10 protein-coding genes and 1 CRISPR repeat array are annotated in these 16,107 nt (G+C 40.1%); of the genes, 3 read left to right on the top strand and 7 right to left on the bottom strand.

Annotated elements, in window-relative coordinates:
* Positions 1-384: 384 nt before the first annotated feature.
* Together GJB62_RS29425 and GJB62_RS29420 are read left to right on the top strand one after the other, a co-directional pair.
* A complete protein-coding gene (locus tag GJB62_RS29425; protein WP_114080695.1) occupies positions 385-936 on the top strand; it encodes a PEP-CTERM sorting domain-containing protein in 552 nt (183 codons plus the stop codon).
* A 226-nt stretch (positions 937-1,162) separates the two neighbouring features.
* A complete protein-coding gene (locus GJB62_RS29420; protein ID WP_114080696.1) occupies positions 1,163-2,752 on the top strand; it encodes an alkaline phosphatase in 1,590 nt (529 codons plus the stop codon).
* 82 nt (positions 2,753-2,834) lie between these two features.
* Positions 2,835-3,085: a CRISPR direct-repeat array (repeat unit 37 nt; unit sequence GTTTCAATCCCTAATAGGGATTTAAGATAATTGCAAT).
* A gap of 366 nt (positions 3,086-3,451) precedes the next feature.
* Here GJB62_RS29420 and GJB62_RS29415 read toward each other — a convergent pair.
* From GJB62_RS29415 to GJB62_RS29405, 3 genes are all read right to left on the bottom strand, one after another.
* A complete protein-coding gene (locus GJB62_RS29415) occupies positions 3,452-3,775 on the bottom strand; it encodes a hypothetical protein (protein WP_114080697.1) in 324 nt (107 codons plus the stop codon).
* 292 nt (positions 3,776-4,067) lie between these two features.
* Positions 4,068-4,247: a chlorophyll a/b-binding protein gene (locus tag GJB62_RS29410; protein WP_012407782.1), complete on the bottom strand. Its 180-nt coding sequence runs from the start codon at positions 4,245-4,247 to the stop codon at positions 4,068-4,070.
* Between the two features lie 334 nt (positions 4,248-4,581).
* Positions 4,582-5,697: a response regulator gene (locus GJB62_RS29405; protein WP_114080698.1), complete on the bottom strand. Its 1,116-nt coding sequence runs from the start codon at positions 5,695-5,697 to the stop codon at positions 4,582-4,584.
* Positions 5,698-6,399: 702 nt separating this feature from the next.
* On the opposite strand from GJB62_RS29405, the gene GJB62_RS29400 reads away from it, so the two are divergent.
* Complete coding sequence (locus tag GJB62_RS29400; RefSeq protein WP_114080699.1) at positions 6,400-9,699, top strand: ATP-binding protein; 3,300 nt, start codon at positions 6,400-6,402, stop codon at positions 9,697-9,699.
* A 36-nt stretch (positions 9,700-9,735) separates the two neighbouring features.
* On the opposite strand, the gene GJB62_RS29395 is transcribed toward GJB62_RS29400, so the two are convergent.
* The 4 genes from GJB62_RS29395 to GJB62_RS29380 all read right to left on the bottom strand — a co-directional run bounded on the left by GJB62_RS29395 (position 9,736) and on the right by GJB62_RS29380 (position 15,724).
* Positions 9,736-11,313 (bottom strand): alpha/beta hydrolase, encoded by a 1,578-nt coding sequence (locus GJB62_RS29395; RefSeq protein WP_245246205.1) that lies wholly within the window; start codon positions 11,311-11,313, stop codon positions 9,736-9,738.
* 401 nt (positions 11,314-11,714) lie between these two features.
* Entirely contained in the window at positions 11,715-13,718 is a 2,004-nt protein-coding gene (locus GJB62_RS29390) for a glycoside hydrolase family 15 protein (protein ID WP_245246046.1), read from the bottom strand.
* A gap of 75 nt (positions 13,719-13,793) precedes the next feature.
* Entirely contained in the window at positions 13,794-14,732 is a 939-nt protein-coding gene (locus GJB62_RS29385; protein WP_114080701.1) for a cation diffusion facilitator family transporter, read from the bottom strand.
* A 179-nt stretch (positions 14,733-14,911) separates the two neighbouring features.
* Positions 14,912-15,724, bottom strand: coding sequence for an SDR family oxidoreductase (locus tag GJB62_RS29380; RefSeq protein ID WP_114080702.1), 813 nt, complete (start codon positions 15,722-15,724; stop codon positions 14,912-14,914).
* Positions 15,725-16,107: the final 383 nt, after the last annotated feature.

The following is a 16,107-nucleotide window of genomic DNA, read 5'->3' as shown; positions in this document are numbered from 1 at the left end:
GAATTCAATAATCTTTATAGGACTTAGGGACTTCCAACAAATCAGTTATCCAAAACGAACCACAGAGACGCAGAGAACACAGAGGAAGAAATAGAGAGTATTTTTGCGTCAGTTTTGGGATATTTTTTTATTTGGAAGTCCCTTACACAAAACTATATGATATAGACGCAAAGGGCTTCCCGCAGAGTAGGAGAAGCCATATATATTGCAAACTTAAATTCTATCTTATTTTACCTCTAATTAAAGTCTGCTTAAACTCGCAATTTTAATATAAGGTGCATCCAATTATTTGGAGACTTATTTCTCTTTCTTAAAAAGGGAAGAATCATTGATTTCTATGACTGTTCTAATCAGTAATATCAGTTTATTGTGAGGAAAATGGAAATGAAAATAGTTCCAAAATTAGCCATTGCTGCTGCTAGCCTAACTTTAGGTTTTGCTGTTGTAGATGCAAAATCTGTATCTGCTGCAATTATTAATTACGCTTTCACTGTTGATAGTCCTATAACTAAGGGAAATGGCTTTTTTAGCTTTGACGACTCAACTCTGAGTAATGACTATACTCCCGAAGCTACTATTAAGTCACTCTCTTTTCAATTTGATGGTGATTCTACCATTTACACAGAACAAGATGATACGAATTACCCAGACTTTCCTGTTGCATTTCAAACCACATCTTTAACAGGACAAACATCTTTTGCATTAGATTATCTGTTCAACGATAAATCTAATCCTGCTAGTTCTATCAGTTACGAAATCATTGGTGAAGATTTTACAATTTTCTCTAGAACTTCTCCAGATGCTGAACCCATATCAGGTAAAGTTTCCTATACACAAGTACCTGAACCTACACCTTTATTTGGCGCTCTCTTTGCTTGTAGCTTTGGCTTGATGATGAAGAGAAAAGTAACATTGATGAAAAAGGTTAAAATCTAACCTTCATTAAGTTGATATTAATGCTTTCTTTGCCAAAAATTAATCTCTTATTAGTAGGCTTTTCTGTAGCGACATAACATCTAACACATTGATAATAATGGGAAAAATGGGAATTAAAACCTGATTTTAGTAAGGGAATTAATTACTAAGTTTGCCTACGATTACCCTGCCTTCTTTGTGTTAGCTGTTGCTGTGCTTTAACTTACCTGTTACTCAGGAGTAGAGAATGGTAGATTACCGGAATTTTGAGCAGTTCTTGCATAGTCGAATGAAACGACGCAACTTAATTATCGGGGCAGGAGCATTGTCTGGTTTAGCGATCGCTAACCAATTTTCTCATCAAACAGCGATCGCTAAAAGCAGATTTTCTAATTATCCTTTTACCTTGGGTGTAGCGTCGGGCGAACCTTATCCTACCAGCGTAGTGATTTGGACTCGTCTGGCTCCTGAACCCTTAGAGGGAGGTGGAATGCCACCTGTGAATGTGCCAATTCGCTGGGAAGTAGCAACTGATCCTGATATGAGGCGCATTGTCTCTAGAGGTACGGTACTTGCAACCCCACAACTAGCTCACTCAGTGCGAGTTGTGGTAGAAGGACTCCAATCTGATACTTGGTATTGGTATCGATTTCTGGTTGGTCAAGATGCTAGCCCTATTGGCCGCACTCGGACAGCACCTTTAGCAAATAGCTATTTGAGTAAATTTAACTTTGGTCTAGTCTCCTGCCAAAACTATCAGCAGGGATTCTATACCGCCTACAAATATCTAGCACAGGACGACCTCGATTTAGTAGTGCATGTTGGTGATTACATCTATGAAGGGGGAATCTCAACTACTAGTCCCAGACAACACAACAGTACAGAAATTCTCACCTTAGAAGATTACCGCAACCGTCACGCCCTTTATAAAACTGATAGCAATCTGCAAGCAGCCCATGCAGCATTTCCTTGGATTGTTACCTGGGATGACCACGAAGTAGAAAACAACTACGCCAACAATATTTCTGAAATTGATACTGAACCAGATCAGGATCGGGCAATCTTCCTTCAACGGCGGGCTGTTGCTTATCAGGCTTACTACGAACACATGCCACTGCGCCCCTTATCGCGTCCCGTTGGCCCTGATATGCAACTTTACCGTCGGCTTTCCTTTGGTAATTTAGCCACCTTCCATGTCTTAGATACCCGCCAATATCGCACCGATCAGCCCTGTGGTGATGGTACTAAAGAACGTTGCCCAGAGAATTTAGATCCGAATGCAACCATTACCGGTAAGGCACAGGAGCAGTGGTTATTCGATGGTTTAAATAGCTCACAGTCCAAGTGGAATGTTTTGGCGCAGCAGGTTCCCATTGCTCAACGAGACATGAAACCAGGAGAAGGCGGAACTTACAGCATGGATAAATGGGATGGTTATGTGGCTTCGCGCGATCGCCTCATGGCTTTCCTCGGACAGCGCCAGCCCTCTAATCCAGTATCCTTAGCAGGCGATGTACATTCCCACTGGGCGATGAATCTCAAAGCTAACTTTGATAATCCACAATCCGCCACAGTTGGCAGTGAATTCGTCTGTTCTTCAATTAGCTCTGGTGGTGATGGCTCAGACAGCACCCCCGCAGTTGAAGCTTACTTACCCGATAACCCACACATTAAGTTTTTCAATAATCAACGGGGCTATGTTCGTTGTTCCCTGACTCCCACAAACTGGCAGACAGACTATTTGGTTATGTCAAATGTCACAACCCCATTTGGCACGCTTAGTAAGCGGGCTTCATTTGTGGTTGAAGATGGTCGTCCAGAAATACAACAAGTTTAATGGTTTAAAATTCCCAGGTATTGACACCAGATAATCACAGATGGATACAGATAAATTATCAGTGTTCATCTGTGTTTTCATTTTCACAATCCCTAATAGGGATTTAAGATAATTGCAATTAGTTTACAGTCTGCCATCTGATGAATCTGCTAGGTTTCAATCCCTAATAGGGATTTAAGATAATTGCAATGTGACAATTGATGGTGAAATTGTTGATAATGCTTTGTTTCAATCCCTAATAGGGATTTAAGATAATTGCAATATTAAATCGCTACAAACCAGCAACCATAATGCTTGTTTCAATCCCTAATAGGGATTTAAGATAATTGCAATCGCTGGCTTCTGAAAGCTTTGCCCTATTTAGTTTTCAAGGTTCGGTTGCGCGAATGCTGAAATGATAACACGATGAATTGTGATTTTGCTAGAGGCAAATGGCTGAAAACTAGTCTCCATAAGGTGCGCGGATGGTTTGAAATGCGTAGGCGTAGCCCGCCGCAGGCATCGCTCCCAAGTTCTTACATATAGCACAGTTCAGCCATTTTTATAGTTACCCCTTCCCCAACACCTACCCATCCGCGCATTTAGCAAAAAAACTAATCTGATTGGAAAGCTGCTTACTTATAAATACCCTACTCGATTAGTTAGAGTGATGCCGGGGTGGGCTACATCTACAGAATACCAGCACCCCCATGATTAACTTTATTTGCCAACGTCTTCAAAGTCTGTTATCGCACAAGCAAACTCCCTAAAAGCTGTTTTAATCAAAACCTCTTTCGTTCCCCTTTCCAGCGAAGAATTACGTATCATGTCTGTTAATTCTATGAACAGTAGAGAAAACATAAAACGATCTTGCCGATCAACTTGTTTCAAGCAAGACGATATAAACTGATAAAGCTCTGTTTTTCTCGGTTTGGTTTGTTCTTCCCATATTTGTAACCCAAGCCGGAAGGTTCTTAAGCGGATCTCGTTGCTATTGAAAGACGCGTCTTTGTAGCGGACAGATACGCGTTGGGGTATTTCCATGAGTTTTAGCTATACATATTCAATGTAAAGTAGTTATTCACTTATATTTTGGCTTAACCGGAAAAATCTGGTATTTTGCACCAATCTCAACAGCCGCCGTACATTAGCAACGAATGATGTGTGTGGAATATAGATGGTTAGTAGGGGGTCGCAACTGTGCATTGATGTCAACTTCAAGTCAAAGCCAGTAAGCAGTTGCAGCCCATCCAGGTTAAACCTGGAAATGAGGTTTTAAAAGGGTTTTGGTTTCAGTAAACACTAATGACAGCCGTGTACCCCTACTACGATCAATTTAGAGGATGCCCCAGAAATGGAGTAACCCTTGACCAGAAAAAGCTTCAATCAAAATCGCAGATAAAAAACCAATCATTGCAAGACGACCGTTCCAATTTTCACTTTGAGGAGTGAAGCCAAAACGCACAGCATTAGGATCTTCTGAAACAATAGGCGCAGGATTCTTAAAACCTGTCATGAGTAAAACTCCAAAGTTCAAGTGTTGTAGCAGTTGTAACTGTCTGTAAAGTAATGTAACAGATGTTTAAAAAAATGCAACATTGGGTGAATAAAGAAAAGCTGAAGAAAAATCTGCTCAATGAAGAGGCAGGGAGAAGAGGCAGACGGGGGAGGGGTAGGCTGACAGGTGTAGGTATTTAACAAATGTGGCTGAAATAGGGTTTTTCCGTTGGTTGAGAACTCAAATTTTAATTTCTGATTTCCCACCCAAGAACGAAATTTCGTTATTTGAACCACGTTTAGAACTCTGTTTAAGAGTGCCCACTCATGCATAAATAAAAAACCTACACCTGTCAGCCTCCTCCTCCCTCATCTCTGGCAAAGTTAGCAACAATTCGACAACCAGCGCCCGTTTTACTGACAATTTCTAGCTGGGCATTTACTGTAGCTATTCGTTCTCGCATTCCCTGGAGTCCGTATCCGGCAACGGATTGATCGCATTCAAAGCCTTTGCCATTATCTTGGAGTATCAACGATAGCCCCGCCGCCGTTGTTTGAATTCTAATTTGAACAGCTGTGGCATTGGCGTGTTTATAAATATTGGTTAGCCCTTCCTGGATAATGCGATACACAACATGATTTACTGAATCGGAAAGCGGTTGTGACAAATCAATTTTGCAGTATGGTAAGACATCGGTGAGGTGATAGAATTCCTCTGCAAGGTTAGCGATCGCATTTTCGAGCAATTGTCCGTGGAGTGGATCGGAGCGAATTGCCGAAACTGATTCCCGTACCTCTTGCAAGGCTTCAGAACCCAATTTTTTCGCTGCTAATAAAAACGATCGCGCCCGATTAGGATCGGTTTCCCAAAGGGTTAATGCTGTTTCCATTTGCACATTTAGCGCTACGAGGGAATGTCCTAGAGAGTCGTGGATGTCACGCGCAATGCGATTGCGTTCTTCTAGCGCCACCATTTCCTCGATGCGTTGATTCAGCGCTTTTTGATGTTCTAGCGATCGCCTTAGTTCTGCTTCTGTCTCCTGTAAGCGACGATTTTGCTCCTGGAGTTGCATTTGTAAGCGGCAAAGGTTGAGTTGATGCTCCATTCGAGCAACCACCTCTTCAATCTGAAAAGGTTTGTTAATAAAATCAACGCCTCCAACCGAAAAGGCTTTCACTTTATCAAATACCTCATTCAACGCACTAATAAAAATGACAGGAATCTCTTGTGTTTGCGGATTAGATTTGAGTCGCTGACATACTTCATAGCCGTTCATTCCGGGCATGGTAATATCGAGCAGAATCAAATCTGGAGGTTGAGCTTGTATACCAATTAACGCCATAGAACCATTGGTAACACTCCTCACTTCGTATCCTTGCTCGGTAAGCATTGCTGATAAAAGGCGAAGATTATCTAGAGTGTCATCAACTATGAGAATATCTCCCTTGGATGATTGGCTTAATTCCATACTTCTCAAAGGGCTAAGAGAGTCGTTAATTATCAAGCTAGTGGTAACGTAATGTAAATAAATTATGGATTATAAGTGATAATAAATTCCATCCATGTAACAAATCTATTGATGATACTTGTAATTTTCAAGGCACTGATAAATTTACATTTATTTATATTATTGTTCTCTATCCGTTTACCTACTTAAGTTATTTTTATTAGTAGTAATTAAAAATAAACTATATACGTAAAATATTTTCCTTTTAATTATTTTCTCACCATTTTAAATCAAGTTATAACCTTATTATTAGCCGTTTTTTAACTTGATTTTTCAAGATTAAGTAGCTAGGCAGTGTACCAGAGTTAGCTCGGTACAAGCAAGCTATAGGTAGCGTTTCTTAAAGTAAAAGGACTTAGGGGATTCTGAACTTCTTAAGAATAGGACTTACGCAAGAGTTACGGAATAACTAACCACAGAGGCGCAGAGGACACGGAGAAATAAGAGTTTGAGAGATATTTTGCGTAAGTCCTAAAGAAAAAGATAAATTCAAACTTTCACATAATAGGGTAATGTATTAATTCTCAATATTACCCAAGAGGGTAATATCATCTGAGACAGTTAATCTTCTATAATTATGCCAAATAGAATTCATCAAAATTAAGAGGCTTATGTGTAAATATTATTACCCCAACATTGCTGTTTAATTTCAGGAATTCGGATATGCCTTCTTTCACCCTTCGACTTTCAAAGCTGACTAAAAATGTGCAGTTGCGCCACATTCTTGTAGTGCCGTTTGTACTGCAAATTTCTCTAGCCGTAGGGCTAACTGGGTGGCTATCAATACATAATGGGCAACGAGCAGTCAATGAAGTTGCAATCCAACTCCGAAATGAAATCACGGCTCGAATCCAGCAGTACCTAAAGGTATATGTTGAAACGCCTCATAAAATCAATCAACTAAATGCTAATGCCATTAAACTGGGTGAACTTAATATCCAAAAATTATTAACATTAGAACAACACCTTTGGTATCAACTGAAGACCTTTGACACAGTGACAGCAGTTTACTTTGGGTCAGAATATGGTGAACACGTTGCAGTTCAAAGGGCGGATGATGGTCAGTTTGAGGTGAAACTTTCAGGTAAGTCCACTGGGAATGAAATTCGGATTTACGCCGCAGACCAACCGGGACATTACACTAAATTATTAAGATCCAAGCCTAATTACGATCCTCGGACTCGTCCGTGGTATCAATCGGCAGTTAAGTCTAAGACAGCTAGCTGGGGTGGAATTTATAAACTGTTTGCCACACCCAAATATGTGCTAAATGCCAGCTTGCCGATCTATGATAATGGCGGCAATCTGCTCGGCGTTACTGCTGTCGATTTTTCACTGACTGGGATTAGTCAATATCTGCGGAGTCTCAAAATCGGGCGAACGGGTGAAACTTTCATCCTAGAACGCCAAACAGGATTATTGGTTGGGAGTTCTGCCACTCAACAACCCTACGTAATTGCAAATCCGACAGCCCCAATCATAGATCAGAATCCGGTTCGAGTTCAGGCGATCGCCAGTAATGATATTTTGACGCGACGCACTGCTGAATATTTGCAGCAACACTTTGTAGACTTAACCCAGATTACCGAAAAACAACAACTAGATTTTGACATTGAGGGTCAACGGCAATTTCTACAAATTGTACCAATGCAGAATCAGCAGGGATTGGACTGGCTAATCGTCGTGGTTGTCCCAGAACGGGATTTCATGGATCAAATTAATGCGAATACTCGTTCCACAATTGTGCTTTGTTTATGTGCCTTTGCACTTGCAACTGGATTGGGCATTCTGACAGCCGGCTGGATTACACAGCCAATTCTCCGACTGGGAAGTACAGCCAAAGCGATCGCCGCCGGGAACTTAGACCAAAAGGTTTCTGTGAACAGTACAACCGAGCTAAACTCTTTGGCAGAGTCTTTTAATCTTATGGCCCATCAGTTGCGTGAATCCTTTTTAGCCCTAGCACGAACCAACGAAGAATTAGAAAGCCGAGTCACGCAACGCACCAGAGAACTTGGAGAGAAAAATGCCCAACTTCAGAGGGAAATTCGCGTTAGCGAAGCTGCCCAAAGGGATCGCCGAAAAGTAGAAGCAGCACTAAAAACATCCGAAGCAGAACTCCGGTTAATGTTCGCTGCTATGACTGATATGGTAGTGGTTTTTGATGCAGAGGGACGTTACCAAAAGTATGTGCAAACAAAGTATGTGCTAACACAATCTTTTGCTTATAAGCCTGATATGGATCGCATTGGCAAAAAAGTTGATGAAGTTTTACCAAAAGAAATCGCCAATTTAATACTTGATGCCATTCAGCAAGCACTGCATCTGAGAGAAGAACCCCGAAACCCTGATGGCAGTCGCAAGAATGTTTTTGTTGAATACCACTTAGCGAACAAGAATCGAGAAACTTGGTTTTTAGCTAGTGTTTCGCCATTATCAGACAATACAGTGCTTTGGGTGGCTCGTGATATCACCAAACAGAAAAAAACCGAAGCTGCGCTCAAGCAAGCCAAAGAAACCGCAGATGCTGCCAACCTCGCCAAAAGCCAGTTTCTCTCTAATATGAGCCATGAACTGCGGACTCCTCTTAACATCATCCTTGGCTTTACCCAACTGCTGCTGCGAAATCGATCGCTCAACTCACAGCAACAGGAATATCTTGACACGATCAACCGCAGTGGCGAAGACTTACTGACCTTAATCAATGATGTATTGGAAATGTCCAAAATTGAAGCAGGTCGAGTTATCCTCAACGAAACAAATTTTGATCTCTACGGGCTTTTGGATCGCCTGCAACAGATGTTTGCATTGAAAGCCCAATCAAGAGGATTAAAACTCATTTTGGAGCGATCGCCAACCATCCCCCAATACATCTGCGCCGATGAGAGTAAATTACGCCAAGTTCTGGTTAATCTATTAGGAAACGCAATCAAATTTACGCGGATCGGTCAAGTAACTTTGCGGGTAGAAACTCCTAACCAAAACATCACACCAGATGAACCGATCACCCTGAACTTCAGCGTCGAAGATACGGGTTGCGGCATTGCTGATTCTGATTTTAATCGTCTATTTGAGCCATTTGTCCAAACAGAGGCAGGACAAAAAGCTCAGGAAGGGACTGGGCTTGGATTACCCATCAGCCAGCGATTTGTGCGGCTCATGGGCGGAGATATCAGGGTGAATAGTACGCTCGGAAAAGGCTCAATTTTTACCTTTGATATCCGAACTCGTGCAGTAATTATGGATACCTTGCCAACGCCTGCACCAAGTCGGCAAGTTATCGGTTTAGAAAAGGGACAACCCAGCTATCGCATTTTGATTGTTGAGGATAAACTAGAAAATCGGCAGCTTCTAGTTGAGTTATTAACACCCGTTGGCTTTGAGGTACGGGAAGCGGTAAATGGTCAAGCTGCGATCGAACTTTGGCAAAATTGGTCGCCTCACCTCATTTGGATGGATCTACGGATGCCAATTATGAACGGATTTGAGGCAACCAAACAGATTAAAGCAGCAGGCGCTCAAACCCCAGTTATCATTGCATTGACCGGAAGCGCATTTGAGGAAGACCGCTTAACAGCGCTATCTGTAGGTTTTGATGACTTTGTGCGTAAGCCATTTCGGACAACCGTAATTTTTGAAAAGATGGCTGAATATTTGGGTGTTCGTTATGTTTATGCTGATGAACGAGAAAATCAGGAAAAAGCATCTTGGCCTTCTAACGCTTCATTCATCACACCTAAATTAACGGTTGCAGATTTAAGCGTCATGCCTAGCGACTGGATTGAGCAACTGCATCAGGCAGCGCTCCGAATAAATGCTAAAGAAATTCTCATGCTGATTAAGCAAATTCCTGAGCAACACGCTCATCTGATCGTGGCACTAACCAATCTCGTAGACTGCTTCTGCTTTGAAGAAATTATTGCATTAGGGACTACCAAAAAAATAAATAATCCAAAAATGTAGATGCACAAAGCACATTTGCTTCATCTTTATTAGAGGTTATTTATATGTTTTTAGTTCTTCAGATGTCAGAGATGTAATTAGACTTAATGGTAGTGGTTGCTGACTAATTTTATTAACGTATTCTGTACTCAAGTATGGAAGGTAATTTGGCTGTCCAGCAATATACGTTTCAAAGAAAGGAACACTTAAAGCTTTAACATAGCGACGTGCCAAGGCTGGACTTGAACCGACTGCTTGTATAGGAATAGGAATAGTTGCATTAGGTGATTCGGCAATAGTAGAAAAGTGTGTTCCGCCATTGATCAGCGTTAAATACTTATTTGAAGTTGTTAACCAAGTAAAAGGCTGAATTTGTTCTAGTAAAGCCGGAGCAACAGTATCATAACTGCTAGATATAATCATCACAGGAATTTTGATTTGGCTAAGACTAGCTTGACCAAAAATACTACTACCAACTGGATTAATGACAATTGCTGCTTTTATTCTTGTATCCGATAAATTATATTGGAAATTTGGTAAATTAACACCCAAACATTGAAGTAATAGCGAAACATTTAACGTATCTTCCAAAGCTGAACAGTCAGCTCTCAATTGCTCAAAATTGATCTTTGCACCAGCTAATGCTAACGCTGTATATCCACCAAATGATTGCCCTATGATACCAACTTGATCTAAATTTAAACGTCCTTGAAAGGTTGGATTAGACTTAGATAACCTAGTGAGTTCATCTAGTAAATATTTAATATCTAAAGGTCTATCAATAAGTTCTCTAGGATTAGTAACTTGATTTGTTGTACCTTTTAATAACGCTTGTAGTTGTTTTGAATCACTACCCGGATGTTCTGGAACCGCAACTACAAAACCATAAGAAGCGAGATGTTCAGCTAGATATGCAAAACTTGTTCTGTCAGAACCAAGTCCATGCGAAATAACAATTATCTTCCGAGTATTTGGAGCAACTGGGAGGTAAATATCAGCTAAGAACCTTCTATTACGTGTAAGGTCATTAAGGGTAATAGTTTGCTTTAAGAAACGAAAATTTCCAGTTTTTCCTAAGTCCATCAATGGAATAGAATCAAGCTTAGAAACAGTGATTACATTGTGTTGAGATTCTTCGTTAATAAGTGCTACTGCATTTTGAGTTTGATTTACTAAATCTTGTAATGTCTCTGCTATTTCTAAAGTCTGGTTTAAGTTTATTGAAATTGAGCTTGCAGGAAACTTTTGTAATATATTTAAGAGGGTAAAATCTTTTTGATCTGCGGCTGATAAAATTAGTGCCGAGCGAATTGCATAAAAGCCTGATAATCTAGATTCTGTCTGAATAATTTTCCCCAATCTTTGTAATAATCGTTCACCAATTGGTGTATAAAGAAACTGCGAAATTTCTACTTCATTTAAGGGAATGCGAGTTAGTAAAACTTTCCGCAGTTGAGTTAGTTGTTTTTTGTCTACATACTTACTATATCCAGCAAAATCATCATCTACATTGCCTGTTTTAGCATAGTTTTCAAGCGAACTAATGGGGATAGACCTTTCTAAAACACCATAATTAAATTTTAGGCGCTCTGCACCGAAAGCAGGATAAGTAGTTAATGTAGGCAGTAATGCCATACTAAAAATTCTTAAAGCCAATTTCTGCCAAACAGTTTGTTTACCCATAAGATGATGAGTCATTACACAACACTTGAGATACTACATTGATTACGCGACGAGAAAATTAGCTGATAATAAAATTTGATATCGTTGAGGAAAATTTTATAGAATTTCCGCTTTGATTTTTAAGTTACTTTCGTGGAAAGGAAAGAGGCAATAGGCAATAGAAAAGAAGGCTTTTTGAGTTGTACGAAGAAGGTATTTTTAAAAAATTAAATATTAGCCATATAAATAAGTAAGTTGGTAGAAATAAACCAAATTATGTTATGAAGAAACTAAATAGTCTTAAAGTCCTTACTAATGACCAATGACAAAGGACAGCCCTTGCTAGTTAGCTTTAATTGTGCCAACCTACTTAATTATGTTTTCTGGAAAGATCCTAAATACAGATGGCTTTCAGGTCTATCTCCTTCATCCCAAACCTGTTCTGGTAGCAAACAAGTGTTTGAAGCAAATCCTTCCATTGCCTTGATATATGTTTTGACATCGCCACCAACAGCTAATTCATAATGTCCCCTTTCTCCTGTCAAGAGAGGCCAAGCGCGTCCCTTACCCCAACCAGTGTAAGGACTGCCATCTTCTTGTTGTCCATAGCCGTCGTGGTTGTAACGATGCCAACAAGGCCCAACGGGTGTATCTACTTTCAAGACTGCATCAATTACTTTGACGGAATCAACAATAATCGGATCGTCAGGTTTACGAATTCCATAGCGTACTAGTTGCAGAAAGCCTGCATCCACAATTTCTTTCGCAGGAAATTCTGCTGGTTCACCAGGAGGCTGACTGCTGATCAAAAGAGTTCCCTGATTAGGATTTTCGCTGGGTTGAGGATTATTAATATCTGTAGGAGTAATGCGGATGTAATGGCGATTGATGCCAGGAACAAGAGTACCTTCAGTAGTAACTGTCCAAGTTTCAACGTGACATTCTAAAAAATCGGCGTATTCTTCGATAAATTGTGCTGTTGCTTTATCCCCACGTTCACGAACAAATTGAGCAGCGCAGATTAAAGCGGCAATATTAGATGCCAGTGTAGAAGGTGAATAACCGCTGTTTTCTTCCCAGCGTTCTTGTTGGGTAGCCGGGCCATGACGAATTAAATAACCTGCTGCCCGTAAAATCATGGGATAAATATCAAAGGTCAGTGGTATTTTATGTTGGTGCAGTAGCCATGCTAGTAAAATTGGAAATCCCACTTCATCTAGTTGAATACCCTTCCAGTAAGGTTCCCCATTAACCCAGAAATTTTGGGCAAAACCGCCGTCTTCCTGCTGACTCGTGGCCAGATAAATTAGCGATCGCACTGCTGTTTCAGTTTCCCCAGCAGCCAATAAACCTGATACACTGCTAACCATATCCCGCGTCCAGACAAGGTGATATCCCCCTTGGTCTTGGTCGTCTTTGGCTTCACCCCAAGGAATTGCCAGGGAAGCAATTAAAGCACCTGGATAAGTTTTGTCTTCATGGGCCAAAAGCAGACTAATGCTGTGGTGATACAAGTTGCCATCATCGAATGAAATATTTTCTAATGGTTTGATGCCTTGGCGCGATCGCTTCCACTGTTCGATATAATGTTGCTTCTGCTGTTGAAAAGGAATATTTAGCGACTGAAACAGTGTGGAAATTGCATTGTGCAGAGTTGTACCAAATGCCATTCCCAAAGTGAACTCGTTACTCTCATTTAGATTTAGTTGTCCAGTCAAAGCAATGTTGCCGTTTAAAGCACTGTCAAACTCCCAATCCATCTGGAAATTATCAGCTAAATCTGTCCACCCATCACTTTGACCAACATAACCACATGAAAGACGGCTGAAGGGAACCGTTGCACCTAGCACCATCCATCTTCCTGCTTTCTCGGCCGTTAGAATCCGATGTCCAGCAACTTCTATGACGTAACCATTGTTACCTCTGCCACCAACTTCCAAATGTGGCGCACACAATGCGTATAGCTGGAGTTGCGAGATAAACTCGCGCTCTCCTATTAACTTTGTATGTTGTAAAATACAGGATAAATGGGGGTCAGCAATCACTTCTTTGATCGCAGCATAACGCCCTTGTGGATCGGAATTAGTGACGCGGTATCCTAAACCATGAGTCCACATCTGTTCAACTTTTGATTCGAGATGGCGTTTCTCGTCATGGAAAAAGCTTTTGCCATCAGAAATTAGATATTGCAAATCTCGAATTTGGGGTCTGTCTACTGTGGGGTGGTAGACTTCTGTCACAACACCGTTGCAAACAGTAAACCAAACGCGACTAGAGGTAGAATAAGCTGTTCCGACTGCTTCTTTATTGGCATGAGTCCATCGAGGCTCGATACCTGGTGAACCAAAAGCCTGTTCTTGACCAATAATCTTTACCATAATTTATTGTGCCGATAAGCTTTGAGTGCTATTTGGAAACGCTGTAGTTGATATTTATCGAAACAAAATTCTCCTTCAATTAAAAGGTTGAGAATATTTGCGAGTAGCAGCTAAAGACTTTGCTTCAATAAAAATTTGTTTTATTTCAGGATGTTTTCGGCGAATTTTTATTTCTAAACGTTCTACAGTTAATGCTATTTCTTCGCCTGTGAGATTTTTAGAAAACTGGATTTCCAAGTTGAGTAATACTTCTTGTGGAGCAAGTTGCATTGTTAGTACCCGAATAAATTCTTGTACCCCTGGTTCTGTTTTTGATAAAGAACGGATATTGGCTATAGTTTGAGGATTAGCACTTTCACCAACTAATAATCCTTTACTTTCTCTAGCTAGTAAGACTGCTACTATAGACAAGATAATACCAATAATAATAGAGGCAATGCCATCAAAATAAACATTATTAAATAAATGTCCTAAAAAAATTCCGATCAAAGCCACAATTAAGCCTAAAATTGCGGCAGTATCCTCAAATAATATTGTAAATACTGTTGGGTCTTTACTATTTTTGATTGCTTGCCAAAAATTTTGTTTACCCTTGGTCGGCAAGAATTCTTTTAAAGCTACAGTCCAAGAAAAGCCTTCCAATATTATTGCCATACTCAATACAATATAATTCCATATTGGATCTTCTAAAGGGCTGGGGTTAATTAAATGAGTAATTCCTTCATAAATTGACATCCCCCCACCAATTGCAAAGATCAGGATAGCAACGATAAAAGTCCAGAAATAAAGTTCTTGACCATATCCAAAGGGATGGCTATCATCTGCTGGTTTTTGACTTCTGTGCAGTCCTAGCAAAAGTACAAGTTGATCGCCTGTATCTACAACTGAATGAATCCCCTCAGAGATCATGGCGGAACTGCCAGTAATGGAGGCGGCAATAAATTTAGTAATTGCGATCGCTAAATTAGACCCTATCGCTGCAAAGATTGTTTTTTTAGATGAATCAGTTGCCATGAGCGTAAATAAGAGCTATCCAGAAACTTAGGTCGTGCATCCCACCTACAATCTCGTGTCTGATAGTTAAAAGTAAACTATCAGAAGGTATAAGATAGCTTCGCTATAGGACTCATATTTGATTGGGTGAAAAAACTCCGTACAACTCAAAAAGCCTTCTTTCCTATTGCCTATTGCCTTTAACCATTTTCCGTAAATCCTGGATACAAGGTCATGCCACCATCTACAAATAGTGTTGTACCGTTAACATAATCGGAGTCATCAGAAGCCAACCAAACTGCTGCTTTAGCAATATCTTCAACATTTCCTACACGTTTCGCCGGAATCAGTTTTAGTAACTTTGCTTCTGCTTCGGGAGTATCCCAAGCTGATTTGTTAATTGGGGTTTTGATAGCACCAGGAGCAATACTATTAACGCGAATTTTGTGGGGAGCTAGTTCTTGAGCAATACTTTTCATCATCATATTAATACCACCTTTGCTAGTAGCATAATTAACATGACCTGCCCAAGGGATTACTTCATGCACGGAACTCATACAAATAATTTTACCTGCTGCACAAGAAATATTAGGCTTCACACCTCGACGTAAGAATTCCTTTGCAGCTTCCCTAGCACACAAGAATTGTCCCGTCAGATTTATCCCAATAACTGCATTCCATTGCTCAATGGTCATATCAATAAATGCTGAATCTTTTTGAATGCCAGCATTACTTACTAAAATATCAATAGTGCCAAATTCTTGAAGCGTTTTGCTAAACATCGCCTTTACTTGGTCTTCTTTGCTGACATCGGCTTGAATAGCGAACGCTTCTCCATTATTAGCTTTGATATCATCAACAATTTTGTGGGCTGATTCAGCTTCAGAATGGTAGTTGATGGCTACTGCTGCACCTGATGTAGCCAAATTGCGAGCAATGGCTTCACCAATCCCAGAACTAGCACCTGTCACCAGCGCTTTTTGACCTTTAAGCAGGTAAGGGAAATAGCTCATAATGCTTTCAATACTTTTAAAAAGTGTATTCTTTGTAAGTGACTGAAGACTTGCATGATATGAGAATTTTGCTTGCTTCGCGTAGTATTAACTGAGCAAATTTACATTATCAAAATCTTTAAATTATCGATTAAACAAACAAAATCTTTTAGTATCTTAAGTGAACCTAGTATTTTCCTAATCTATCCAGAGAAAGATAAAAGGTATATTGTTTTACTGGCCAATATTTTAATTAGTTGTCATTCCTGTGACAATAGTATGTCTTTATTTGTAAGATTTGTTAAGTTATAGATTTAAAGGCTATTTCAATCTGAACCATAATTTATGGTATATTCAGAGAAACCTGGCTTATCAGTTTTAGTTGATATCGATTGGTATATTAA

The organism is Nostoc sp. ATCC 53789 (assembly GCF_009873495.1).
Taxonomy (GTDB): domain Bacteria; phylum Cyanobacteriota; class Cyanobacteriia; order Cyanobacteriales; family Nostocaceae; genus Nostoc; species Nostoc muscorum_A.
The sequence above is the reverse complement of the archived record's forward strand: the minus strand, read 5'-3'. Positions and strand labels throughout refer to the sequence as shown.

Coding starts and splice junctions, on each gene's coding strand:
- GJB62_RS29405 (WP_114080698.1), bottom strand. CDS start 5,697: ATGGAATTAAGCCAATCATCCAAGGGAGATATTCTCATAGTTGATGAC.
- GJB62_RS29425 (WP_114080695.1), top strand. CDS start 385: ATGAAAATAGTTCCAAAATTAGCCATTGCTGCTGCTAGCCTAACTTTA.
- GJB62_RS29395 (WP_245246205.1), bottom strand. CDS start 11,313: ATGGCATTACTGCCTACATTAACTACTTATCCTGCTTTCGGTGCAGAG.
- GJB62_RS29400 (WP_114080699.1), top strand. CDS start 6,400: ATGCCTTCTTTCACCCTTCGACTTTCAAAGCTGACTAAAAATGTGCAG.
- GJB62_RS29410 (WP_012407782.1), bottom strand. CDS start 4,247: ATGACAGGTTTTAAGAATCCTGCGCCTATTGTTTCAGAAGATCCTAAT.
- GJB62_RS29380 (WP_114080702.1), bottom strand. CDS start 15,724: ATGAGCTATTTCCCTTACCTGCTTAAAGGTCAAAAAGCGCTGGTGACA.
- GJB62_RS29390 (WP_245246046.1), bottom strand. CDS start 13,718: ATGGTAAAGATTATTGGTCAAGAACAGGCTTTTGGTTCACCAGGTATC.
- GJB62_RS29385 (WP_114080701.1), bottom strand. CDS start 14,732: ATGGCAACTGATTCATCTAAAAAAACAATCTTTGCAGCGATAGGGTCT.
- GJB62_RS29415 (WP_114080697.1), bottom strand. CDS start 3,775: ATGGAAATACCCCAACGCGTATCTGTCCGCTACAAAGACGCGTCTTTC.
- GJB62_RS29420 (WP_114080696.1), top strand. CDS start 1,163: ATGGTAGATTACCGGAATTTTGAGCAGTTCTTGCATAGTCGAATGAAA.